The sequence below is a fragment of the Acidobacteriota bacterium genome (genome assembly GCA_039028635.1).
Lineage (GTDB): Bacteria > Acidobacteriota > Thermoanaerobaculia > Multivoradales > JBCCEF01 > JBCCEF01.
The window spans coordinates 63,364-84,504 of record JBCCHV010000016.1; the positions used below are offsets into that span (position 1 = coordinate 63,364).

The 21,141-nt window shown below is 66.2% G+C and carries 23 protein-coding genes; 10 read left to right on the forward strand and 13 right to left on the reverse strand.

The genetic code is table 11. The features are described from left to right. Positions 1-14 precede the first annotated feature (14 nt). Complete coding sequence (locus AAF604_09065; GenBank protein ID MEM7049798.1) at positions 15-401, reverse strand: hypothetical protein; 387 nt, start codon at positions 399-401, stop codon at positions 15-17. Between the two features lie 245 nt (positions 402-646). Here AAF604_09065 and AAF604_09070 point away from each other — a divergent pair, with 245 nt between their 5' ends. Together AAF604_09070 and AAF604_09075 are read left to right on the forward strand one after the other, a co-directional pair. Next, positions 647-1,501, forward strand: a complete 855-nt coding sequence (locus AAF604_09070; GenBank protein MEM7049799.1) for a hypothetical protein — start codon at positions 647-649, stop codon at positions 1,499-1,501. Positions 1,502-1,513: 12 nt separating this feature from the next. Beyond that, entirely contained in the window at positions 1,514-2,749 is a 1,236-nt protein-coding gene (locus AAF604_09075; protein ID MEM7049800.1) for a DUF4785 domain-containing protein, read from the forward strand. A gap of 236 nt (positions 2,750-2,985) precedes the next feature. On the opposite strand, the gene AAF604_09080 is transcribed toward AAF604_09075, so the two are convergent. The 3 genes from AAF604_09080 to AAF604_09090 all read right to left on the reverse strand — a co-directional run bounded on the left by AAF604_09080 (position 2,986) and on the right by AAF604_09090 (position 6,170). Further along, positions 2,986-3,405 carry an ester cyclase gene (locus AAF604_09080; protein ID MEM7049801.1) on the reverse strand — a complete coding sequence of 140 codons (420 nt, stop codon included), beginning with the start codon at positions 3,403-3,405 and terminating at the stop codon, positions 2,986-2,988. A gap of 119 nt (positions 3,406-3,524) precedes the next feature. Then, positions 3,525-5,090: an AarF/UbiB family protein gene (locus AAF604_09085; GenBank protein MEM7049802.1), complete on the reverse strand. Its 1,566-nt coding sequence runs from the start codon at positions 5,088-5,090 to the stop codon at positions 3,525-3,527. Positions 5,091-5,192: 102 nt separating this feature from the next. Beyond that, positions 5,193-6,170 (reverse strand): GGDEF domain-containing protein, encoded by a 978-nt coding sequence (locus tag AAF604_09090; protein ID MEM7049803.1) that lies wholly within the window; start codon positions 6,168-6,170, stop codon positions 5,193-5,195. A 94-nt stretch (positions 6,171-6,264) separates the two neighbouring features. Here AAF604_09090 and AAF604_09095 point away from each other — a divergent pair, with 94 nt between their 5' ends. Together AAF604_09095 and AAF604_09100 are read left to right on the forward strand one after the other, a co-directional pair. Continuing rightward, the gene (locus AAF604_09095) at positions 6,265-7,482 is read left to right on the forward strand and encodes a hypothetical protein (protein MEM7049804.1); all 1,218 of its coding nucleotides are present in this window, start codon (positions 6,265-6,267) and stop codon (positions 7,480-7,482) included. 51 nt (positions 7,483-7,533) lie between these two features. Then, complete coding sequence (locus tag AAF604_09100; GenBank protein ID MEM7049805.1) at positions 7,534-7,863, forward strand: hypothetical protein; 330 nt, start codon at positions 7,534-7,536, stop codon at positions 7,861-7,863. Between the two features lie 12 nt (positions 7,864-7,875). Here AAF604_09100 and AAF604_09105 read toward each other — a convergent pair whose 3' ends face one another. From AAF604_09105 to AAF604_09140, 8 genes are read right to left on the reverse strand one after another with little or no spacing between them, the layout of a single operon-like run. Continuing rightward, positions 7,876-8,391 carry a DUF2878 domain-containing protein gene (locus AAF604_09105; protein MEM7049806.1) on the reverse strand — a complete coding sequence of 172 codons (516 nt, stop codon included), beginning with the start codon at positions 8,389-8,391 and terminating at the stop codon, positions 7,876-7,878. 48 nt (positions 8,392-8,439) lie between these two features. Continuing rightward, positions 8,440-9,489 carry a cyclopropane-fatty-acyl-phospholipid synthase family protein gene (locus tag AAF604_09110; protein MEM7049807.1) on the reverse strand — a complete coding sequence of 350 codons (1,050 nt, stop codon included), beginning with the start codon at positions 9,487-9,489 and terminating at the stop codon, positions 8,440-8,442. A 2-nt stretch (positions 9,490-9,491) separates the two neighbouring features. Further along, positions 9,492-9,839 carry a DUF1475 family protein gene (locus AAF604_09115; protein ID MEM7049808.1) on the reverse strand — a complete coding sequence of 116 codons (348 nt, stop codon included), beginning with the start codon at positions 9,837-9,839 and terminating at the stop codon, positions 9,492-9,494. Then, positions 9,836-11,116, reverse strand: a complete 1,281-nt coding sequence (locus AAF604_09120; GenBank protein MEM7049809.1) for a cyclopropane-fatty-acyl-phospholipid synthase family protein — start codon at positions 11,114-11,116, stop codon at positions 9,836-9,838. The genes AAF604_09115 and AAF604_09120 overlap by 4 nt, the downstream gene beginning before the upstream one ends. Continuing rightward, positions 11,113-11,907 carry a DUF1365 domain-containing protein gene (locus AAF604_09125; protein MEM7049810.1) on the reverse strand — a complete coding sequence of 265 codons (795 nt, stop codon included), beginning with the start codon at positions 11,905-11,907 and terminating at the stop codon, positions 11,113-11,115. Before AAF604_09125 ends, AAF604_09120 begins: the two co-directional genes overlap by 4 nt. Next, complete coding sequence (locus AAF604_09130; protein ID MEM7049811.1) at positions 11,904-13,142, reverse strand: FAD-dependent oxidoreductase; 1,239 nt, start codon at positions 13,140-13,142, stop codon at positions 11,904-11,906. The genes AAF604_09125 and AAF604_09130 overlap by 4 nt, the downstream gene beginning before the upstream one ends. Further along, positions 13,139-13,927, reverse strand: a complete 789-nt coding sequence (locus tag AAF604_09135) for a DUF1295 domain-containing protein (GenBank protein MEM7049812.1) — start codon at positions 13,925-13,927, stop codon at positions 13,139-13,141. Before AAF604_09135 ends, AAF604_09130 begins: the two co-directional genes overlap by 4 nt. Next, complete coding sequence (locus AAF604_09140; protein MEM7049813.1) at positions 13,924-14,790, reverse strand: B12-binding domain-containing protein; 867 nt, start codon at positions 14,788-14,790, stop codon at positions 13,924-13,926. Before AAF604_09140 ends, AAF604_09135 begins: the two co-directional genes overlap by 4 nt. A 505-nt stretch (positions 14,791-15,295) precedes the next feature. Here AAF604_09140 and AAF604_09145 point away from each other — a divergent pair. The 3 genes from AAF604_09145 (at position 15,296) to AAF604_09155 (ending at position 16,907) form a co-directional block, all read left to right on the forward strand. Next, positions 15,296-15,673 (forward strand): YccF domain-containing protein, encoded by a 378-nt coding sequence (locus AAF604_09145; protein ID MEM7049814.1) that lies wholly within the window; start codon positions 15,296-15,298, stop codon positions 15,671-15,673. A gap of 6 nt (positions 15,674-15,679) precedes the next feature. Then, on the forward strand, positions 15,680-16,423 hold the full coding sequence (locus tag AAF604_09150) for an endonuclease/exonuclease/phosphatase family protein (GenBank protein ID MEM7049815.1): 744 nt from the start codon (positions 15,680-15,682) through the stop codon (positions 16,421-16,423). Positions 16,424-16,487: 64 nt separating this feature from the next. Beyond that, positions 16,488-16,907 carry a hypothetical protein gene (locus AAF604_09155; protein ID MEM7049816.1) on the forward strand — a complete coding sequence of 140 codons (420 nt, stop codon included), beginning with the start codon at positions 16,488-16,490 and terminating at the stop codon, positions 16,905-16,907. 148 nt (positions 16,908-17,055) lie between these two features. Here the strand turns inward: AAF604_09155 and AAF604_09160 are convergent, their stop codons facing one another. After that, entirely contained in the window at positions 17,056-18,507 is a 1,452-nt protein-coding gene (locus AAF604_09160; GenBank protein ID MEM7049817.1) for a VCBS repeat-containing protein, read from the reverse strand. A 300-nt stretch (positions 18,508-18,807) separates the two neighbouring features. Between AAF604_09160 and AAF604_09165 the strand changes: the two genes are divergently transcribed. The 3 genes from AAF604_09165 (at position 18,808) to AAF604_09175 (ending at position 21,129) form a co-directional block, all read left to right on the forward strand. Continuing rightward, positions 18,808-19,257 carry a MarR family transcriptional regulator gene (locus AAF604_09165; GenBank protein MEM7049818.1) on the forward strand — a complete coding sequence of 150 codons (450 nt, stop codon included), beginning with the start codon at positions 18,808-18,810 and terminating at the stop codon, positions 19,255-19,257. Between the two features lie 214 nt (positions 19,258-19,471). Then, a complete protein-coding gene (locus tag AAF604_09170) occupies positions 19,472-19,837 on the forward strand; it encodes an antibiotic biosynthesis monooxygenase family protein (GenBank protein ID MEM7049819.1) in 366 nt (121 codons plus the stop codon). A gap of 194 nt (positions 19,838-20,031) precedes the next feature. Further along, on the forward strand, positions 20,032-21,129 hold the full coding sequence (locus tag AAF604_09175; GenBank protein ID MEM7049820.1) for an alpha/beta hydrolase fold domain-containing protein: 1,098 nt from the start codon (positions 20,032-20,034) through the stop codon (positions 21,127-21,129). Positions 21,130-21,141: the final 12 nt, after the last annotated feature.

The following is a 21,141-nucleotide window of genomic DNA, read 5'->3' on the forward strand; positions in this document are numbered from 1 at the left end:
GGCTGGGGAGCAGTCTATACCGCCGTTGGCACCGTGGAAACGCTTCCGGAGCGATCCTCCGCGGTGCCTCCGAAGGCGGCATGGAGGGCGCTCTGCAGGCCCGAGAGGTGGCGCATCTCGGGGCCCTCGAAGAGACCCCGCTCGCAGGCGCCTTCGAGGAGCCGCGCCATCCGCCGAAGGATGGCGCGGGCGCGCTCCGCGAAGCGTCGCCGGCGCTCGTCGCAGGGAGTGCGGAAGTGCCCGACGGCGAGCACGCCGACGCCCGCCACGCCGTGGCGCAGAGGGCGTCCGTAGAGCCGCTGAAGCTCGTCCGGCCAGGGCTCGACATGACGATGGAGGATGCGATCCAGGCGATCGATGAGGTCGAGGGTGAGGGCATCGCGGCGGGGTGAGTCGAGCATGGCATCTCCGATGTCGAGTTCGATTGGTAGGGGCTTCGACTGGGAGGACGCCGATTCGATCGAAGAATCGCTCGCGATCCATGTTTTGATGATTGTTGCAGTTATAATTAGTTAGAAGGACTGAAATGTAGGTATTCATGCATGTCGCCAAGGGGGCGGCGAGTCGCTGCCGCGAAGCAGCTCGTGTTGCGCGCGCTCGATCTCTCCATCTCCCGACGAATCAACGGTTTCGAGGAGGAACTCGAATGCGCTGGAGAGGTTTGATCGTGCTCACACTCTGGCTGGCGGCGGGTGCCGCGGCCGCCGACACCGGAGTCGCCTTCGTTCACGGCACCGGCAAACAGACCGATGCACTGAACGATTACTGGACCCGCTCGTTCGTCGATTCGGTTCGGCAGGGGTTGCCGGACAGTGCCGACTTCGTGGTCATCAACTGTGACTTCGAGCAGTACATGTGGGATTCCCGGGCGGCCGGCTGCCTGGCGGACCAGCTCCATGGCTTCATCACCGCGCGGGGAATCGACGACCTGGTGGTCATCACCCACTCGAACGGCGGCAACGTGATGCGTTGGATCCTCTCCAACCCGACCTGGGACAGTCGTTACCCGACCATCATCTCGGCGGTTCGGTGGGTCAACGCGCTGGCGCCGTCGAGTCTGGGGACGCCGTTGGCCGACGCGGTGATCAGCGGCAACGTCTTCGAGCAATCTCTCGGCTGGCTGTTGGGTTACGGCAGCGACGCGGTGCGTATGCAGCAGGAAGGCTGGATGGCCTACTACAACGCCAACTGGCTCTACGGCACGGCCGGCCGGCCGGGCTTGCCGAAGGGTTTCTACAACGTCGTCGGCAGCGATGTCGAAACGGCCATCTGGGATCCGGACAGCTACTGCGGCGGCTACAGCCTCAACCTCGGTCTCGAGATCACTCAGGCCTGGCTCGACGGTTGCTCCGACGGCTTCCTCGAGTGCACCAGCCAGGCCGGAGCCGGTTCGCTGTGGTTCTACGACACCAGTCGCACCAATGGCCGCGAACCGCTGAGCCACAATCAGAGCCGTCGGCGCTGCTTCGGCCTCGACGTCATTTTGCGCAACGACCTCTAGGAGATGGCGCTCATGAAAACCAAGATCTGGCGGTTTCTTCTCCTGTTCAGTCTCTTCTCGATGCTGTCCGCCGGCGCCTTCGCCGAGGGCGTCGACGTCGCCCTCCTCGGCCCGCAAGCGGGAGATCTGGTGCCCGCGACGCTGGCGGCGCGGGCTCCGGTTCCCGGCGGCGCCACCAGTCGGAACGCGGTGACCTTCAGCTGGCCGCTTTCGCCGCGCCACGCGCTGACGGCGGAGGTTCCCCATCGCGCGTCCAGTCGCGAGTACCGGGTGCAGGTCGCGGCCGACGAGCTGGCCCGCGGCGTGACCATCTATACCCTGGCTCCGGGAGCCGTGGTGCGCCTCAATCCGATCGGCTCGGAAGGCGGGGGCTCGCTGATGACGGAGCAGATCGGCGTACGACCGGTGGGCCGTCCGGCCCTCGATGGCGCGGCCGCCATCGAAGGCTTGGTTTCGGATCGCCAGCTACGCGCGGCGGGGATCCCCTTTGCCGCCGGCACCATCGCCTTCCGCTTGCGGCCCGAGGTCGGAGCCGGAGCCCTCCAGCTCTCCGTCCGAGATCCTGATGCCGGCCGCTATCTGCTGCACGTTCTCGATGCCGGCAGTGACCTCGCCCTCGACCTCCAGGCGACGCGCAGTGCCTACTTGGCGGGCGACCCTCTGGCCGCCGAGCTGAGCTTCTCGCGGGCCGGCATCGAGGCTCTCTCCGCCGAGGGTTGGCTGGTCGCTCCCAGCGGTAGAACCCGTGGCGTCGAGGTCGTGATGGCCGGTCGCGGCATCTGGCGGGTTGGCGCCGATCTCGACGGTGACGCCGAGGCCGGTCTCTGGGAGCTGCACCTCAATGCCGCCGGTGAGCTCGACGGGACGAAGGTGGTGCGCTCCGTGCGCACGGCCTTCGGAGTTTCGGGGGCGACGGCTCGGCTCTCCGGCAGCGCTGGCGGCGAGCTCGCCAAGAGCGGCGCTCTCACCCTGGCCGTGGGTGTCGAAACCGCGGCACCGGGACGCTATGAGCTGCGCGGGGTGCTCTATGGCAGCGGCGCCGGAGGCGAGCTGATGCCCTTCGCGGCGGGCCACGGCGCGGCTTGGCTGGAGCCGGGGGTTGGCTCCGTCGAGCTGCGCTTCGACGCTGCTCTGATGGCGGGAAGCGGATTGCGTCCGCCCTACGAGTTGCGTCACCTCCAGCTCCTCGATCAGGGACGGATGGGGCTGCTGCAGAAGCAGGCCCGGGGCCTGGTGATCACGCCCTGAAGCGGATGAACCCGCTAGCAGGTTGCTGAAAAACTCATCGGCAGCCTGCTTCCGGGCCCGAGAGGGCCCGGCGGCGAAGCCGTGAGACGGGGTGAGCCCGAAAAATCGCATTTTCTCGGGCGAGGGGGCGCTCAGCCCCCTGAAACAAACAGCTAGCAGCGTTGGAAAAGTCGCGAAGCGGACTTTTTCAGCAGCCTGCTAGCGAGCCCGCGGCATGATCGCGGGCTCGCCGGGAGCTATTTCGCCAGTCCGACCTGGCGCATGAAGTCGAGCGGGCTCCAGTAGTCGACGATCCTTCGGATGCGGTCGTCCTGGAGCTCGATGATCGAGCTGGCCCGGACCGTGAAGGGCTTGCTGGTGGCGGGCAGGCCCGGCAGATCCCCGGCGTGGGTGCCGGTCATCGTCCAGGCCGCCGCCGCTTGTCCCTCGTCGACCACTACGGCGGTGGGGGTAATACTGAAGTCCGGCACGCCGGCGAAGGTGATCTCGACGAACTGGCGCACTCCTGCGTGGCCTTCGAAGCGGGCGGCGAAGGCGAGGTCCTCGAAGACGCAGTCGGCGGTGAAGAAGGCCGCCACCTGCTGCGGGTCGCCGGTGCCCCAGGCCTGGTAGTAGGACTGGATTGTGGATGCGATCTGTTCTCGGGAGATGGTCATGGGAACGTCCTTTTGAAGGCGGCCCGTGGCAGGCCGGTCGGGCACTGAGGCTTGGCGCCAAGGGTTTCACAACCGCAGAGAAATTCAACCTGTCCGCGGCGCCGGTGCGCGGCGAGGGCTCAGCGGCCGCGGCGCGCGGCGAGGAAGGCGATCACCGCGGCCGCCAGCAGCCAGGGCCAGCTGCCGTCCTGGTGGACGCGGGCGATCTGCGCCGAGATGATCAGCGCGGCGGCCACCAGGGACCAGGAAACGGTGGCCGGGGAGAGGCCCTTGGGAGGCGTCCTGTCGCTGGCACTCTCGATCTTCCTCAGCAAGCGATCGAGGCGGGGCGGGACTTCGGCCACCCGCCGCAGCTGGCGCGGCAGGGAGGTCACCAGGCCGCGCAGGCCGTGGAGCAGCTCGCGGGTGGCGAGGCGCTCGGCGAAGGGGATGGTCTCGGCCCAGGGATCGATGTCCGGATCGAGGCCGGTGACCACGCCGGCGAGCAAACTGACCCCGCGCGACACGAAGATCAGATCGACCTGGATCTGGAAGGGCATCTCGAACAGCAGGTCGCGGTAGTGCTCGAAGAAGTAGCCGGCCTCTTCGAAGGCGGTGTCGCGGAGGCTGCCGGCCTTGATTCCCCACAGGCGCTCGAAGAGCTCCTCGTGGAGGCGCTCGAGGCGTTCGAGGTCGGCTCCCGGCAGCAGCACACCCACCTGTCGGTACGACTGCACCATGCGGCGGGCATCCTGGGTGGCCAGCGCGATGATGTACTCCCGCAAGGCCTGTCGCAGGCGCTCCGGGACGGTGGAGGTCATCCCGAAGTCGAGAAAGACGATCTCGAATTCGCCCTCGCCTCGGGGGCGCACGAAGAGGTTCCCGGGATGGGGATCGGCGTGCACGAAGTGATGATCGAAGATCTGCTCCATGTAGCAGCGATAGAGACGCCGGGCGACCGCCGCCGGATCGATGCCGGCGTCCAGCAGGCCCTGCCGATCGTCGATCTTCAGGCCATCGATGCGCTCGAGAACCAGCACGCGGCGCGTCGAGGCCGGCCAGTGAATGGCGGGAACCGCGATCGAGGAGTCGTCGGCGAAGGCCTCCCCGAAGCGCTCGGTGCTGCGGCCTTCGGCGAGCAAGTCGAGCTCGGCGCGGGTGGTGCGGGCGATCTCGTCGCACAGCCGGTCGAGGTCGACGCGCCGCCGTACCCGCCGGGAGACCTTGAGCCAGCGGGTGGCGAGGGCGAGGGCCGCGAGGTCGGTCTCGACCAGGGTCTCGATTCGCGGTCGTAGGACTTTGACCACCACCGACTGGCCGTCGGCGAGACGCGCCGCGTGCACTTGGGCGAGGGAGGCGGCGCCGAGGGGGGCTTCGGCGAACTCGGGAAAGACCGCCTCGCGAGGACGGTCGAACTCGGCGGCGATGGTGGCCTCGATGTCTGCCAGGTCCTCGGGCGGAACCTCGTCCTGGAGGCCGGCGAGCTCGTGGGTGATCTCCGGCGGCAGCAGGTCGACCCGGGTGCTCAGGAATTGGCCGATCTTGATCAGCACGCCACCCATCTCGATCGCCAGCCGGCGATACCGACGGGTGACCTCGATCCAGCGCGGCATGGGCGCGCTGCGCAGGCGGCGCAGCAGCGGCCGGTTGAGCAGCAGGTCGTGCCACAGGGCCTGGGCGAAGGTGCGAATGAGGAATCGGCGCAACTGGCCGAAACGCCGGCGATCGATCGCTGGCGGGGGCGAGGCGGAAGGGGAGGCCTGCACGAGACCTGTCTACCACAGCTCGCGGTGACGGTCGACGGTGTTTCAGGTCGGGTGCTCGGAGGGCGCGTCCGGCGGCTGCAGATCCGGCGCCATCGGGGCCGGTGCCAGGTTGGCGAGCAGGCCCACCAGGTTGCCGCCCTGATGCTTGGCGGCCTCGAGCGCTTCGCCGGCTTCGCTGAGGACCTGCGAGCCCTCCTGACCGTTGCGGAAGCAGGCCAGGCCGAAACTCGCGGTCACCCTCAGGCAGCTACCGTCGGGACCTTCGAGGGGAGTCTCCGCGAGGCGCTGCCGCAGCCCCTCGGCGCGCCGGGCGGCAGCATCGAGGGGAAGGCGGGGGTAGAGGATGGCGATCTCATCGTCGCCGATGCGGCCGGCGATGTCGCGCGGGCCGAGGTGGCGGGCCACGAGGTGCCCGAAGGCTCCCAGGACGAGGTCGCCGCCGATCTGGCCGTGGCTGCGGTTGATCCTGCGCAGGCCGTCGACATCGGCCAGCGCGACGACGAATTTCCAGCCACAGCGCACCAACTCGGCGAGGCGGTTGTGGAAGGGCTGTTGCGACACCAGGCCGGTGAGGGCGTCGCGAATGGCGGGCGCCGACGGTGCCGCGGCGGCAGTCTCGGTGGCATCGTGGTCGGCCGGTCGAAGGACGATCAGGAGCTGGCGGTCGTCGGCCTCGTCGGCGGCCGAAACGGAGAGGTCGCAGGCGACCACCCCGCCGTCCCGGTGTCGGAAGGCCTGGGTCAGGGTGGAGCGGAAGGCCGTGGTGACGCTGTCGTCGAAAGGGCCCGGCAGGCGAGGAAAGAGCCGCGAGAAGCTGCGGCCCCGGACGTCCGCGGGCCGATACCCGAGCAGTGCATGGAGACCTTCGCTGGCGGACACTATGCGACCGGTCGCGGCGGCGACGGTGACCACGGCATCACCGGTTCGAGGAATCATCAGGCCCGGGGTTGGCTCCTCGGTGAGGGCGGTCGGGCGAGCGTGGTGGGACGAGTCGGCAAAGGTGGCAGGGGGTCTCTTCATTGCGTCATTACGTTAATGCATAAAAATAAGGAAGACCAATAGACAACTGCAACAAGTTGATTCGCAGTAGGATAGCGCCGCCCGCTTCACCGTCATGCTCGAGACCGTCTTCAAGAATCCCGACTTCTGGCGCCTGGTCAGCATCCCGGTCGTGGCCGGCTTGGTCGGCTGGTGGACCAACTGGCTGGCGGTCAAGCTGACCTTTCAGCCGCTCGAGTTCATCGGGCTGCGACCGATTTTCGGGTGGCAGGGGATCATTCCGTCGAAGGCCCGCAAGATGGCGTCGACCTTCGTCGACTCCACCATGTCCCGTCTCGGGTCGCTGCCGGAGCTGTTCGAGCAGATGGAGCCGGAAGCGCTGGCGCAGCAGATCCTGCGCTATGCCGAACCGCGGATGGACGAGTACACCGACGCGGTGATGCTGGAGCGCAACGCCGTGCTGTGGGAGAACCTGCCCGGCCTGGTCAAGGAGGGCGTCTACGAGCGCTCTCGCCAGAGCCTGCGGCGCCAAGTCGGTCCCCTGGTGGAGGAGATCGGCGAGCAGATCGAAGACCTGCTCGACTTCAAGCACATGATCGTCAGTCGCCTGGTCGAAGACAAGGCCCTTCTCAACCGGCTGTTCCTGGAGAGCGGAGCCCGGGAGTTTCGCTTCATCGTGCGCTCGGGTCTGTACTTCGGTTTTCTCTTCGGGTTGGTACAGCTGGCCGTCTGGTGGGCCTACGGTCGCGGCTGGACTCTGCCGGTGTTCGGCCTCCTGGTGGGCTGGGCAACCAACTGGATCGCCCTCAACCTGATCTTTCGTCCGCTCCATCCGGTCGCCCTTGGTCCGTGGACTCTGCAGGGGCTGTTCCTGCGCCGGCAGCAGGAGGTGGCGGCGGTCTGGTGCCGGCTGGTGACGCGCGAGATCCTCACCGTCCAGCATCTGGTTCACAGTCTGATGACCGGCCCGCGCTCGGAACGGGCGCGCGAGATGGTCCGGCGTCATCTCAAGCCGCTGGTGGAGAGCTCCGTTGGGCCGCTGGCCCAGCTCGCCGTCGGCACCGAGGGCTATGCCCGCCTGCGCCAGGCCGTCGGTGAGCTGGCGGTCGAGGTCTCGGAAGCGCCCTTCGCCGATGTCGGATTCAACGAGGAGCGCGCCAAGGTGGTGGAGGATCTGCTGCGGGAGCGCATGGAGTCGCTGCCACCGGACGAATTCCAAGACCTTCTCAGGCCCTGCTTTCAGGAGGACGAGCTCAAGCTCATCCTGCTCGGCGCCGCCCTCGGCCTGCTCGCCGGCCTGGGACAGCTATTCTTCGTCTTCGGCGCCGCCTGAGGCCGCCCGGGGCCGTCCGAACAGCGGTCCGGTGCCTGATAGGCTTGCTCCATGGAGCTGCTTCCGCTGGCGATCACGATTCTGGCGACGGCCGTGCTGTCGAGCCTTCTGACTCTGCTCTTGCTGCGCGCCTTCTTGCGCAACAAGATGCTCCCGGAGCTCGAGAAGCGGCTCGCCGAGCGGCTCACCGTCGCCGGCGACGAGCTCGGCGACAAGATTCGCGAGCGGGTGCGGGAAGGGGTTCTCGATGCGGTGCGGGAGATTCCTCCGACGGACCTCATCCGCGGCGCCCAGAAGACCGTGGTCGACACCGCCTCGGGTCTGGTGAAGGGCGGTCTCAGCTCGCTCCTCGGCGATCGCCCTCCCGGCTCGGAGAGGTAGAGGGGCGCCGCGCTACTCGGCGGCGTCGGCCGAGCCACGCCAGGAAAACCACATCATCGCTGGTAGTACCAGGGCCCAGACCAGGGCCAGCGAGAGCAGGCTCCAGGCGGCCTGCGGAGCGAAGCTGACGGCGCCGAGACGGGAGCCGGCGAAGTAGGCGGCGGGTCCGGCGAGGGATCCGAGGCCGGCGGCGAGGAGGGGGCGCCGGCGCAGGAAGGCGAGGCTGGCCCGGGGGGTGATCGCAAAGTGTAGCCAAAGGGCCGTGATCCAGAGCGGGCAGAGGACTTCCGTCGGCGTGACGAAGGTCAACAAACCGAGCTTCATCTGCAGCGTGTCGGCGGCCGTTCCGACCAACCCGAGGACTGCGACGGTGGCCAGCTCGCGACGTTTGTCTCCAGTCTTCACCAGGTGGAGGGCGATCAGGATCAGGACCACCGGGGGTCCGATCTCGGGATGTCCGGCGACGGCGGCCAGAATGCTGACCCACCAGCCAAGCTGGACCGAGAGGCCGTTGACCAGGTTGCTCATCGCGGATCGAGGGTGGTTGGCGCCGCCGCGGCCGTGAGGGCTGGCGAGCTAGGCCGCGCGAGGCGCGAAGCGGTAATGGGCCACCATCCACTCGCGACCCTGGCGGTAGCCGAAGAGCTCGGCGCAGGCGAGGAAGAAGACCCGCCAGCGGACCCACCAGCGAAGCGCTTGATCGCGGCCATAGACCTGCTCGAGGATTGGGCGCACGCGATCCCGCTGACCATCGAGATTGGCGAGCCAGGCCTCCGAGGTCTTCTGGTAGTGGCGGCCGTTGATCAACCAGCGCTCGTCCAGGCTCCAGCGGTCGTCGAAACGCATGAGCAGGTCGGCGGACGGCATCAGCCCGCCGGAGAAGAAGTGGCGAGCCATCCAGTCGCTGTCGTCATGGTCCTCGAAGGGATAGGCCAGCTCGCGGTGGCAGAAGACGTGGACGAAGAGCCTGCCGCTCGGCGTCACCCAGCTCGAGATGCGCCGAAACAGCTCGCGATAGTTCCGCATGTGCTCGAACATCTCGACCGAGACCACGCGGTCGAAGGGCGGGCCGTCGGCGCCGGGGTCGAAGTGGTTCATGTCGGCTCGCCGCAGCTCGAGGTTGCGGAGTCCGAGCTCCTCGGCCCGCTGGCGGATGTAGTCCTGCTGGCTGGCGGAGTTCGAGATCGCCAGGATACGGGCGCCGGGCAGGCGTTGGGCCATGTAGAGGGTCAGGGAGCCCCAGCCGCAGCCGAGCTCCAGGATGCGCTGACCATCGCGCAGGTCGGCGCGCTCGAAGGTTTCCTCGAGCATGGCCTGCTCGGCGCCTCCCAGGTCGGCGACACCGTCGGGCCAGAGCGCCGAGCTGTACTTGAGGTGGGGGCCGAGAACGGCGCGGAAGAACTCCGTTGGAACTTCGTAGTGCTGACGGTTGGCGTCTTGCGTTTCGAGGGCGATGGGACCCGACTCGAGCTCGGCGGCGAAGGCCTCGGCGGCGGCCGACCCGGCGCGGCGATGCTCGCGCCGCAGGCGCGCCGCCAGCAGTCGTCGAATGCCGAACCGAATCGCCGAGTCCGGCAGGCGGTCGGCCTCGAGCAGGCCGAGCACGGGAGCGAGCAGGCTGGCCATGGTCAACGGCTCCGCGCCGGGCGCTCGAGGAGCTGTCCGAGGGAAGCATCCGGCGGTAGCTGGAGCAAGGCGCGAATGGTGTAGGCCGAGATGGCGAAGGTCCCGAGGGTCAGCACCAGCAGCAGCCAGAGCACGCGGCGCCCCCAACCGGGCTCGCGATAGGCCATCCAGAGGTAGCAGGTGAGAAAGGCGAAGTAGGTGTCGAAGAGGGTCGCCTTGCCCCAGGGATCGGCCCAGATCTCGCCGGCGGCGAGGAGCACACTGCGGTCCAGACTGGCGTGGACGGTCACCGCCAGCATGGCCACGAAGAAGGTGGCGAAGAGGGCGAGGAGGGCGTTGCGTGGGGTCATCCGGAAAGGCTCCCGAGGATCGGTGGACGGCGGTTGTCGGGCTTGGCGAGGATCCACTGGACATTGCCGATGGAGCGTTCCCGGTAGCCGCCCTCGCAGTAGCAGAAGTAGAACTCCCACATGCGGATGAAGCGCTCCGAAAACCCTAGCGCACGCACCTCTTCGAGGCGACCGAAGAAGCGCTCCCGCCAGCTCTGCAAGGTACGGGCGTAGTGCGGAGAGATGTCTTCGAGGTGCACCGGCGTGAGGTCCGTCACGGCGGCGACGGAGCGGGTCATGGCGGTGACCGACGGGATCGCTCCGCCGGGGAAGATATAGCGCTGAATGAAGTCCACGGAGCGCTTCGCCTGCTCGTAGAAGCGGTCGGCGATGGTGATCGCCTGCAGCGCCATCAAACCATCGGGAGCCAGCAAGGCGGAGCACTTGGCGAAGAAGGTGTCGAAGAACTCGTGGCCGACGGCTTCGATCATCTCGACCGACACCAGCTTGTCGTAACGGCCCTCGAGGTCGCGATAGTCGGTCTCGAGGACGGTGATGCGGTCCGCCAGGCCGGCGGCGGCGATGCGCTGCCGCGCCTTGGTCGCTTGGGCTGGCGACAGGGTGGTGGTGGTGACCCGGCAGCCGTAGGTTGCGGCGGCGTGAACGGCGAGGGCTCCCCAACCGGTGCCGATCTCGAGCAGGTGATCGTCGGGACCGAGGTCGAGCTTGCGGCACAGGCGGTCGATCTTGGCGCGCGAGGCGTCGGCGAGGGAGATCTCCGGCGGTTCGAAGAGGGCACAGGAGTAGGTCATGGTGTCGTCGAGGAACAGGGCGAAGAACTCGTTGCCGAGGTCGTAGTGCTCCCGGATGTTCTTCGAGCTACCACGGCGGGTGTTGCTGCGCCAGGCATGGTAGGCGCGGTGCAGCGGAGCCATCAGCCGGCCCCAGCCGCCTTCGAGGCGCTCCATGGCGTCACGATTGCGCACCAGCAGGCGAACCAGGGCGGTGAGGTCGTCGACCGTCCACAGGCCGTCCATGTAGGCCTCGGCGGCGCCGATGGTGCCTCCGAAGGCGACCTTCGAGTAGAAGCTCTGGTGGTGCACTTCGAGGCGCGCCTGGGGGATCTCGGCGCGGCTCGGGCAGGATTCGCCGAAGGAGTGCTGACCAAAGGCGTCGCGCAGCTCGAGGAGGCCGCCGCGCAGGGTTTCGAGCTTGCGCAGCACGGGCCGCCGTAGGGCGCTCGCACGGCTCGCCAGCCGCGACCGCAGGGGGCGGCTGGGATGATCGGACAGGCTCATGGCTCTCCTTCGGCAGTTTCCGGATGGGGGTGGAAGGGAACACGCTTGCGCTTCAGTCGCAGTGCCTGCCAATAGATCCAGAAAGCGATCCGCAGGGTCATCGCGGGATAGCGCCAGAGCACTCGACGGAGGGTCGCCGGAGTGAGCTCGCGACGCTCGAGGCGGAGGCGGGCGGCGAAGATCCTGTCGCCCCGCGGGTCGAAGTTCTCCATCGTGACCGCCAGGTGCTGGCCCGGCGATGCGAAGCGCCAGCGATAGGTGTGGTCCATCGGCATGAAGGGCGAAACGTGGAACTCTTTGGCGAGCTCGAAGGTGACCTCGCCGGTGGGGGGCGCCGGACCATTCCCCTCGGCAGCGGTCAGCACGTAGGCGTGGCGCTGATTCCACGGCGTGTTGTTGACTTCGGCGACGATGTGGTGGGGCGTTGGCGCGGCGGCGTCGTCGAAGCAATAGTAGAAGGACACCGGATTGAAGCAGTGCCCCCAGGTGCGAGCATGGGTGAGGATGCGCACCGGCCCGGATGCCGAAGAGCGGCGCGAGTCGACCAACTGGCGTACTGCCGTGGCCAGATCCAACGTCGTCGGCCCGAGATAGTCGGCGCGGCGAAACCATCCGAGGGCCGGCCGCCGAGCGGACCACAGCCAGGAATCGGCGAAGAGCTCCGGGAGCTCATCGAGATCGAGGTAGAGGAGGTAGAGGGGGTAGTCGAAACGATGCTCGACGGGAAGGAACCGGTGATGTGCCAGTCGGCCCTCGTAGATGGCACTGGCAGGCGCCGGGGAAGCCGTCACCACTCGACTCCCAGCCGGCGAGCGACGCGTACGGCACTGCGCACGCCGTCCTCGTGAAAGCCGTAGCCCCAGTAGGCGCCGCAGTAATGAGTTCGATGGTGACCGCTGATCTCGTCCCATCGTCGCTGGGCCGCCAGGGCGGCGCGATCGAATTGCGGGTGGGAATAATCGCGCTGCTCGAGGATCGTGCTCGGGTCGATGGCGTCCCGTTGGTTGAGGGTGACGCAGTAGTCCTTCGGGCTGACGATGTTCTGTAGTCGATTCATCCAGTAGGTCACCCGCACACCGCTCGAGAGATCCTCGGGCACCCGCACGTTCCAGCTCGCCCAGAGCCGCCTGCGCTGCGGTAGGAGATTTCGGTCGGTGTGAAAGACGACGTCGTTGGAACGATAGCGCAGCGCTTTCAGGATCTCTCTTTCCTGTTCGCTGGGATCGGCCAAAAGGATGAGGGCTTGGTCGCTGTGCAGGGCCAGCACCACCTGGTCGAAGGCTTCCGTTTCACGGCCGGCGGCGCGCACCTCGACGCGATCGGCGAAGCGCCGTACGGACTCGACCGGCGTGTCGCGCAGCACTCGGCCTTCGAGACCGGCGAGGAGGGCGGCGACATACTGGCGGGAGCCGCCCGTGATGGTGCGCCAGGGCGGTCGGCCTTCGACCTGCAGCATGCCGTGGTTGTCGAGGAAGCGCAGCAAGGTGCCGGTGGGGAAGGAGGCCATCTCGCCCGGTGGCGTTGACCAGACGGCGGCGGTCATGGGATAGAGGTAGCGCTCCAGGAAGGGAGCCGCGAAGCCCTCTCGGGCCATCGTCTCGCCAAGGCTCTCGCCGCCACTTTCGGCGAGCAACCGCGGGGCTCGGCGGTGAAAGCGCAGGATGTCGAGGAGCATGCCGTAGTGGGACGGGCGCCAGAGGTTGCGAAGCTGGCCGAAGGCCTGGCGGACGGTCGATCCGTTCCATTCCAGATCGAGGTGCGGTGACTGCACGCTGAGGCTCATCTCGCTGCCTTCGGTGGCGACGTCCAGCTCGCGCAGCAGGCGGGTGAAGAGCGGGTAGTTCTGTTCGTTGTAGACGATGAAGCCGAGATCCACCGGGATACGCCGATCGCCCTCCTCGACGTCGACGGTCTCGCTGTGGCCGCCCGGCGCGGCCGCCTCGTAGACCCGCACGTCGCAACGCCGGGTGAGCAGGTGAGCGGCCATCAGTCCCGAGATGCCGCCACCGACGATGGCGACTCTCACGTCTGGCGGGAATCTCGGCGGCGCGGGAACCAGGGAATGAAAGCGCTGGTGGACTCGATGTAGGCGCGGTACTCGGGGCGGCGTTCGGCGATGTCCTTCTCGAGCAAAGCGACGCCCGAGACGCGTAACAGGAAGAAGGTCATGACGACGGGCGCGAACACCGTCCGCCAGCCGCCGGGCAACGCGATGGCGAAGAGGAAGAGACCGCACCAGATCATGGCATCGCCGAAATAGTTGGGGTGGCGGGTGAGGGCCCAGACGCCGCGGTCGAGGACCCGTCCACGGTTGGCCGGATCGGCCTTGAAGCGAGCCAGCTGCCAATCGCCGACGGCCTCGAAGAAGAAGCCGATGAGCCAGGCGACGATGGCCAAGGTGTCGCTCCAGGCCCAGGCGGAAGGATTGGCCGTCTGCACCAGCAGAAGGGGCGCCGAGATCAGCAGGATCAGTCCGCCTTGCAATCCGAAGACGGTGATCAGACTGCGGTACTGGAAGCTCGGTCCGACGGCCTGGCGCATCGCCGCATAGCGGCGATCCTCTCCCTTGCCGTGGTTTCTCCAGGTCAAATAGAGGCTGAGGCGGAGGCCCCAGAGCGTGACCAGCGCCAGCTGGCATCCCTGACGCAGGTCGAGAACCGGGTGGTGGGAGTGGTAAACCCAGGCGCAGAGGACAAAGCCGAAGCCCCAGAAGAGATCGATAATGGCGACGTTGCGCAGCCGCAGGCTGAGGAGCCAGAGGGCGACCAGCGAAACCACCAAGACCAGGGCAGCGCTGCCCAAGGGGCTCACGGCAGAGCGACTCCGCGCGCGAAAGCGGCGAGCTCGCCCATCGACTGGCCATGGAAAACGTTGGGGGCCGTCGGCAACGTGATGCGGTCGCTCTTCGCTCCGCCGATCAACAGCAGGGTGCCGCGCGCCGCCAGCTCCTGGTTGAGGATGGCGAGCTCCCTCGTGACGTGTTGATCCTCTTCGAAGAAGCTGATGCTGATCCAGACCAGCTTGGGATCGACGTCCTTGACCGCTTCGATCAGAGCCGAAGCGGGCGTGTCGGGGCCCAGGTTGATGGCTTGAAAACCGGCCGCCTTGAGGAGCGTCGCCACCGCCAGGGAAGGGATCATGTAGGGATCGCCGGAGGGGGTTCCACCGATGGCGGCCATGGCGTCGGAGGAGGGCTCCGGGAGCAGGGATCGCAGCAGGTGAATGCCCTGGGTGATGATTTCGGTCGCCCGATGCTCGACGTAGACGCCGGTTTCGGCGTGCTGCCAGAGCTCGCCGATCCGATCCATGGCGCGCTTGACGGGGCCGTCGATGATCTGAGCGATGGACTGGCCCTCGAGGTAGAGGGAGACCAGCTGGCCCTTGGCCTGATTCGCCTGGCCTGAGTAGAGGTAGTGAAAAAGCTGGTCGTCGACCGGCTCGTCGCCGTTCGCCGCCGAGGCCGTGGGCAGCTCCTCGAGGCCGAGGAGCTGGGGGCGTGCGACTTCGGTGCCGGTCTGGCGGATGAACCGGATCGCCTCTGGAATCGGGATTCGGCGATGGCCGCCAGCGGTGCGGGTAGCTTCGATGAGGCCGTCGTCGGTCCAGCGCTTGATCGACGATTCGCTGACCCCAATAGCGTGCGCCAGATCGCGCGGGGAGAGGCTCGTCTTCACGATGGCTTGACCGGCAGAGTGGACGATTTGACCGATTTTCTGGCTTTCAGAATGGATGTTTTGGATGTTTCTGGCTGCCTCATCGTTCAAGATCTTGTCAGAAGCAGGGCAAAGAAACAAGGTTTTATGGCATTGGGTGCTTGACAAACGGTTTTTCCGCGAATATCCTCGTGAACGAGTTGAACGTTATGACTGTTTCGAAGCCAACGCCGCCGACAGCTTTTTCTGCCGAACGCATCCTCGCTCCTGATCGGCGAGGGTTGGCTTTGGGAGACCACCGTCACCCCCAATCCTCAGACAATCCTGCTGTTTTTCCCCATCCCTGTAGGAAAGCTCACCTCCGGTGATCCACCGAGTCACCGGGAAGCCGCTTTAGACCGCGGGTCTCCAGTTCAGCCTAGAGAGCCACCTCACCGAGGTGGCTTTCGCCTTTCTGGGGCCAGGAGTGTGTGACATTCGCCCGTCTGCGGTGCTCGGTCGGGCTAGAATTCCGGCGATGAGAATTCTGCAATTCCTCGGCAACGTCCTGTGGTTGATCTTCGGTGGCCTGATCGCCGGGCTGGGCTACGTCTTCGGTGGTTTGGTCCTCTGCCTCACCTTGATCGGAATCCCGTTTGGAATCCAGGCCGTGAAGCTGGGCTTCGCGACCCTCTGGCCGTTCGGCAAAGTGGTTTTGGAGAGAGAGGGCGCCAATAGTGTGGGTCGGGTGGTCTTCAACGTCCTCTGGATCCTGCTGTTCGGCTGGGAAATCGCTCTCGCCCACCTGGTGTCGGCGGTGGTGTTGGCGATCACGGTGGTGGGAATTCCGTTCTCGATCCAGCACATCAAGCTGATTCCGTTGTCCCTGCTGCCCTTTGGCCGTGAGCTGCGAGCTGTCCGGTAGGCGCCGTTGCGACTGCGCATCCTGACCTACAACATCCATCGCGCGATCGGGGTCGACCGCAGGTTCCGACTCGATCGGATTCAGCGCATCCTGCGCCATCACGATCCGGATGTCGCCTTGCTCCAGGAGGTCGACGATGACGCGCCGCGCTCGCGACGTCTCGATCTCGGGCGTGAGCTGGCCGACGGCCTGGGATACGAGTCTGTCGCCATCGGCCACAACGTCAGCCTGCGGCAGGGTCGTTACGGCAACGCCACTCTCAGTCGCTTGCCGATCGCGGGTGACCGCAATATCGACTTGACCATCGGGCGCCGCAAACGCCGCGGATGTCAGTACACCCGCCTGGAGTTGGGGCAGGGCCGGGGTGAGATCGCGGTCTTCAACCTCCATCTCGGCCTGTCCGCGAGCGAGCGCCGGCGGCAGCTCGAGATCTTGATGCGAAGCCGGGAGCTGGCTCGCCTGCGCGACGGTGCGCCCTGCGTGGTGGCAGGAGACTTCAACGACTGGCGATCCCGTCAGGGGCCGGTTCTCGAAGAGCGTCTCAGCTTCGTCAGTGCCACGGAGCGCCGCAGCTTGCGTGGGCCGATCAGGACCTATCCGTCCTTTTCCCCATCCGGGGGCCTGGATCGGATCTACTATCGCGGCCGCCTCGAGCTGGTGCAGGCGCGCCGTTGCCGGCTGCAGGTTTCGAAAGTGGCGAGTGATCACCTGCCGGTGATCGCCGATTTCGAGGTCGTCACAGGGGAGTGAGGGGATAATCGGAGGGCGGACCCGCGTTGGGGCCCGCCGCGATCCGTTAGGAGAGGAGCTGCAGATGTCCGACCGCAAGTACCGACAGAGGGGTTATCAGGACGATGGTGAGCGGCCGCCACGGTCGCGATCCGGGCCGCGGCCGTCCCGGCCGGAAGGTCCGCGCGGTCGCGGCTTGGGAAAGCCGCAGAAGTCGGTCTTTCGGTGCGCTGACTGCGGTCAGGAGGGCGCCGATCAGGGGGACATCGTGATCGGTCTCGAGTGCGCCTGCGGTGCTGCCCTCCACGCCTGTGTCAACTGCTCCCACTTCGACACCGCGGCGCGCTTCGAGTGCCGCGCCGAGATCGGCGAGCCGGTGCGTCGCAAGCGCGCCGCCAACGATTGCGAGCACTTCCGTCCCAAGCTGGTGGTCGAGTTCGCGCGCGAGCCCGAGCGCAAGCCGGATGACGCTCGCTCCGCCTTCGACGCCCTCTTCGACTTCTAGCAGGTTGCTAGCAGACTGCTGGAAAAGTCCGCTTCGCGACTTTTCCAACGCTGCTAGCTGTTTTTTCCGAGAGGGGCGCGGCGGCTACGCCACCGCCGGGCCCTTTCGGGCCCGGAAGCAGGTTGCCGATGAGTTTTTCAGCAGCCTGCTAGCGGCGAAAGCCGTCGTGGTCGGGGCCCCGGAAGCCGCTCCAGGAAGCCGTCGGGTCATAGGCCACGCCCGGAAGGTTGAGCAGGATGCTGTTGACCGGCGGGAAAGGCGGTGCGAAGACTGGCGGAGCATCCATCACCAGGATATCGATGGCACCATCGCCGTCGGCATCGCCGAGAACCGGCGAGCCGGCCCAGCTGACGCTGCCATAGGCGACCAGCTCGCTGCCAGTGGCGCCGGAGTAGACGGTCAATTCGCTGGGCAGGAAGAAGTGCTGGGTGGGGACCCAGAGGTCTTCGATACCGTCGCCATCGACATCGGCGGCGGCCGGCGTCGAGAAAGCCGGCAGCTTCAACGGAGTCGACCAGAGATCGGCACCGCTCGCTCCCGCATAGGTCTCGAGGCGGCCATCGAGCTCACCGAAGGTGTCCGGCAGGCTGGGGTTGACGGCGATGCTGCAGACCGCGACGTCGAAGGTGCCGTCCGCATCGAGGTCGCTGAGGAGCGGGTTGGCAATGACATAGGGCCAGGTCGTCGCCCGGCGCCAGAGCTCCCTGCCGAGGAGGTCGTAGGCGGCGACGGAGCCGCAGAACTCGGCCGCGACGACCTCCGGAATACCAAAGCGGTCGCCGGTGATGTCGCCCAGGACGGGACTCGCGACGAAGCCTCCGGTGTCGCATGACGAGGGGACTCGGGCGTAGGGGATGAAGCGCTTGAAGACGGTGTTGTAGACCAGGAAGTGGAGGCTGCCCGGCAGGGTTTCGCCACCGGAGCCGAGAACCAGCAGGATATTGCGGTGGCGACGGCCGAAGGCCAACAGGGCGGGAGAGGTGTAGATCTCGGCCTGGTTGGGCTCGTCCCAGCGCGCCAGCAGGCGGCCGTCCAGGTCGAGGGCGAGCAAGGCTCCGGGATTGCGTGGGTTCTGACCCTGATCGACGCCGCCGCCGGTGGTCACGAATACCACCTCGGGCCGCTGCGGTGCGGACACCGGGCTGTAGGTGTTGGCATCGTCGTCGATGATGCCCGGGTTGAGGTCATTGAAAGACCACAGGACAGTGCCGTCGACTCCCGAAAGGGCCCGGATGTCGCCGAAGCGACCGGCGGTCAAGACGTCCAGGATGCCGTCGTGATCGACGTCTCGGCAGAGGGGGGCGGCGAAGCCCGAGTTGCCTTGGGCTGCGCGCCACAGACGGTTGCCGGAGCGCGGGTCCACGACTTCGATGTAGGCGGGGTCGAGGGGGAAGGGCGCGGCGCCGGAGCCGACGGCGATCACCGCTTCGTCTTGCCCGTCGCCGTCGAGATCGCAGTAGGTCGGCGAGCCCTCGAAGCCGATGCCCGGATCCTCGGACAGCATCCAGGCGACGTCGAAGCTGTTGACCGGGCCGGTGGCGGCGGTCGGCAGAACCAGGGTCAGCGGGAGGAGAATCGACAGGGACAGTGCTCTTCTCATGGCAGGCTCCTAGGAAGGATGAGACCTGTGGAAGGAGAGGAGAAGGGCGCAGCCTCCGGCACGCCCACTTCTCCGAGGCCGCCGCGGCCTTCCTGGGGCCGAATCGGCGGCCGGTGAATTCGCTTTATTGACTAGTAATTTATATCAAATAGCAAATTCGATGAGGCATGGAGGCCGAGCTCATCTGCCAGGGGTGTGCAGCGGTTCGGACTTCGGGATCCTACGGCTGCGAAATTGGTCACTGACAAGATAGTCGCTCAGATTGACAATATGATGTCAATATGACAACATGATTACACTATGACCTGCCGAGATCGAAGCGCGAGCGGAGAAGCTGTCACTCTGCTCATTCTGCAGGCGTTCGAATTCAATGGATTGCTCGCCTCGGCGGGTGACGAGCTGACCAAACCCTGGGGGCTCTCTAGCGCCCGCTGGAAAGTACTCGGTGCGATCGCCAGAGCGGACCGCTCGCTGCATGTTGCGCAGATCGCACGGAACATGGGCCTCACCCGCCAAGCGGTGCAACGAATCGTCAACTCTCTGGTGGATCAGGGACTCCTCGCTCTCAGCGACAATCCCGATCACCAGCGGGCTCGCCTGGTCAGGCTCACGCAGCGCGGCAGGAAGGTCTACGGCGAAATCATGGAAGAGCAGGTTCGTTGGTCGAACGAGCTCGCCGAGGGCATCAACCCACGAGACCTCGAGAGCGCGAGGCGCGTCATGGTGACGCTCTGCGAGCGCCTCGAATAACCGGGAGTGGAACCTGATGGCAACCACGCAAGCGGCAACTTACGGCCGGATGACACAGGCGCTGCACTGAGTTAGTGCGCTTTGCCTGATCGGCATGGCGAGTACTGGAGCCGCGATGACACGACTGCCGGAGGGCGGGGTGCGGTCGGACCTTCACCGGCTACACGTCGGGGTGGAACAAAACTTTGAGGACTAGGAGATGAGATTGACGAAGGTGATGGTTCTGATTGTAGTTGCCGGGGTGCTCCTCGGCGCAGGCGCGAGCCTCGGAGAGGGGCAGGAAGAGACCGTGGTCATCTTGATCAACCCGTTCGAGGTGCCTGCTGGCAAGCTCGAGGAGGCGATCGCGATGTGGGAGCAGGCTCGGGATTATCTGCAGACGCAGCCGGGCTACGTGTCGACAGCGCTTCATCAGTCGCTGGTTGCGGACGCGAGGTATCGCCTCATCAACGTCGCGAAGTGGGAAAACGCCGAGGCCTACACAGCGGCCACAAAAAAGATGCGGCAGGAGGCTGGACTACCAACGGTTGAGGGTGTGGTGCCGGATCCTGCCCTCTATACGGTCGTACGACGCGACTAGAGACTTGGCTGCCGTGGATCTGCCCCCATTCGCCAACCTTCTGGCCACGAGCGAGCTCGCCTCCTCCCGAAAGCGCCTCCTCGAGCCCTCACCTTGTCGAGAAGCTCGCTTTCTAGGTTCGATGGGCGCACACCGATATGCCACTTGAATCTGCTGGGCGGCTCATCCTTGACAGGACAATCCGGGAGATAGTCATGACGAAATCAGTCGTTCTGGTCCTCGCTTGCTCGCTCCTCTCGGCAACCGGAGCGATTCGAGCCCAGGAAGCTGTGCCCCAGGCGACCGCTGCGCCCATGCCGTGGACCATCGGTCCTCGGGCCTTGCCGGTTCCAGCCGGCGCGAGCGACGCCCTGAGAGGGTCGCTCATGCGAGTCCCGCCGCCAGACGTTGCTGGGCACGTCCGAGACGCTCCGGCCACAGCTGAGGATTGGGCTAGGCTGCTCGACCAAGCCAGCGACAGCAGTGGCGACAGGACTCGAGCCTTCGCCAAAGCCTGGTCGACCACGATCTCAGAGGATGAAATCGCTGGTGTTACCGTTCGAACGGTAACGCCGCCCACGGTCGATCCGGCGAACAAGAATCGCCTCTTCGTGCATCTCCATGGCGGCGCCTATGTATTCGGCAGCGGTGTTGCCGGGGCGAGCGAAGCCATCATGATCGCGCGTTACTCGAAGATGCCGGTCTTGTCGATCGACTATCGAATGCCGCCGGCTCATCCATTTCCGGCAGCCCTCGACGACGTCATTGCCGTCTGGCGATCTCTCCTCAAGGATCGGAAGGCTTCTTCGTTAGCACTCGGCGGTTCGTCGGCCGGCGGTGGGCTGGTTCTGGCGGTTACCCAAGAGCTCCAAGATCTCGGCCTAGATTTGCCGGGCGCGCTCTGGGCCGGATCACCTTGGGCCGACCTCACCAAAACAGGCGACAGTCAATTCATCAACGAGGGCATCGATCGAATGCTCGTGACCTACGACGGAATCTTGGCAGAAGCAGCGAAGCTCTATGCTGGCGGCCGTGACCTGAGAACTCCGCTGATCTCGCCCGTCTACGGCGAATTCGAGGGGTTCCCGCCGACCTATCTCGTCACCGGGACCCGAGATCTTTTTCTAAGCCATACGGCACGCGTGCACCGCAAGCTACGCGCTGCTGGCGTCATAGCCGACTTGAACGTCTACGAGGGAATGTCGCACCTTGACTTCATGGTGGAACTTCACTCACCCGAGTCGCAAGAAGTCTACGGCGCGCTCGGTGTGTTCCTGACGCAGCACCTCGAAGAGCCAGTCGCACCGAGGTAAAGACCTGGCGTT

What these genes read in the sequence shown, in the direction of transcription:
- AAF604_09065 (MEM7049798.1), bottom strand. Translation starts at nt 401, where the DNA reads ATGCTCGACTCACCCCGCCGCGATGCCCTCACCCTCGACCTCATCGAT.
- AAF604_09070 (MEM7049799.1), top strand. Translation starts at nt 647, where the DNA reads ATGCGCTGGAGAGGTTTGATCGTGCTCACACTCTGGCTGGCGGCGGGT.
- AAF604_09075 (MEM7049800.1), top strand. Translation starts at nt 1,514, where the DNA reads ATGAAAACCAAGATCTGGCGGTTTCTTCTCCTGTTCAGTCTCTTCTCG.
- AAF604_09080 (MEM7049801.1), bottom strand. Translation starts at nt 3,405, where the DNA reads ATGACCATCTCCCGAGAACAGATCGCATCCACAATCCAGTCCTACTAC.
- AAF604_09090 (MEM7049803.1), bottom strand. Translation starts at nt 6,170, where the DNA reads ATGAAGAGACCCCCTGCCACCTTTGCCGACTCGTCCCACCACGCTCGC.
- AAF604_09095 (MEM7049804.1), top strand. Translation starts at nt 6,265, where the DNA reads ATGCTCGAGACCGTCTTCAAGAATCCCGACTTCTGGCGCCTGGTCAGC.
- AAF604_09100 (MEM7049805.1), top strand. Translation starts at nt 7,534, where the DNA reads ATGGAGCTGCTTCCGCTGGCGATCACGATTCTGGCGACGGCCGTGCTG.
- AAF604_09105 (MEM7049806.1), bottom strand. Translation starts at nt 8,391, where the DNA reads ATGAGCAACCTGGTCAACGGCCTCTCGGTCCAGCTTGGCTGGTGGGTC.
- AAF604_09110 (MEM7049807.1), bottom strand. Translation starts at nt 9,489, where the DNA reads ATGGCCAGCCTGCTCGCTCCCGTGCTCGGCCTGCTCGAGGCCGACCGC.
- AAF604_09115 (MEM7049808.1), bottom strand. Translation starts at nt 9,839, where the DNA reads ATGACCCCACGCAACGCCCTCCTCGCCCTCTTCGCCACCTTCTTCGTG.
- AAF604_09120 (MEM7049809.1), bottom strand. Translation starts at nt 11,116, where the DNA reads ATGAGCCTGTCCGATCATCCCAGCCGCCCCCTGCGGTCGCGGCTGGCG.
- AAF604_09155 (MEM7049816.1), top strand. Translation starts at nt 16,488, where the DNA reads ATGTCCGACCGCAAGTACCGACAGAGGGGTTATCAGGACGATGGTGAG.
- AAF604_09160 (MEM7049817.1), bottom strand. Translation starts at nt 18,507, where the DNA reads ATGAGAAGAGCACTGTCCCTGTCGATTCTCCTCCCGCTGACCCTGGTT.
- AAF604_09165 (MEM7049818.1), top strand. Translation starts at nt 18,808, where the DNA reads ATGACCTGCCGAGATCGAAGCGCGAGCGGAGAAGCTGTCACTCTGCTC.
- AAF604_09175 (MEM7049820.1), top strand. Translation starts at nt 20,032, where the DNA reads ATGACGAAATCAGTCGTTCTGGTCCTCGCTTGCTCGCTCCTCTCGGCA.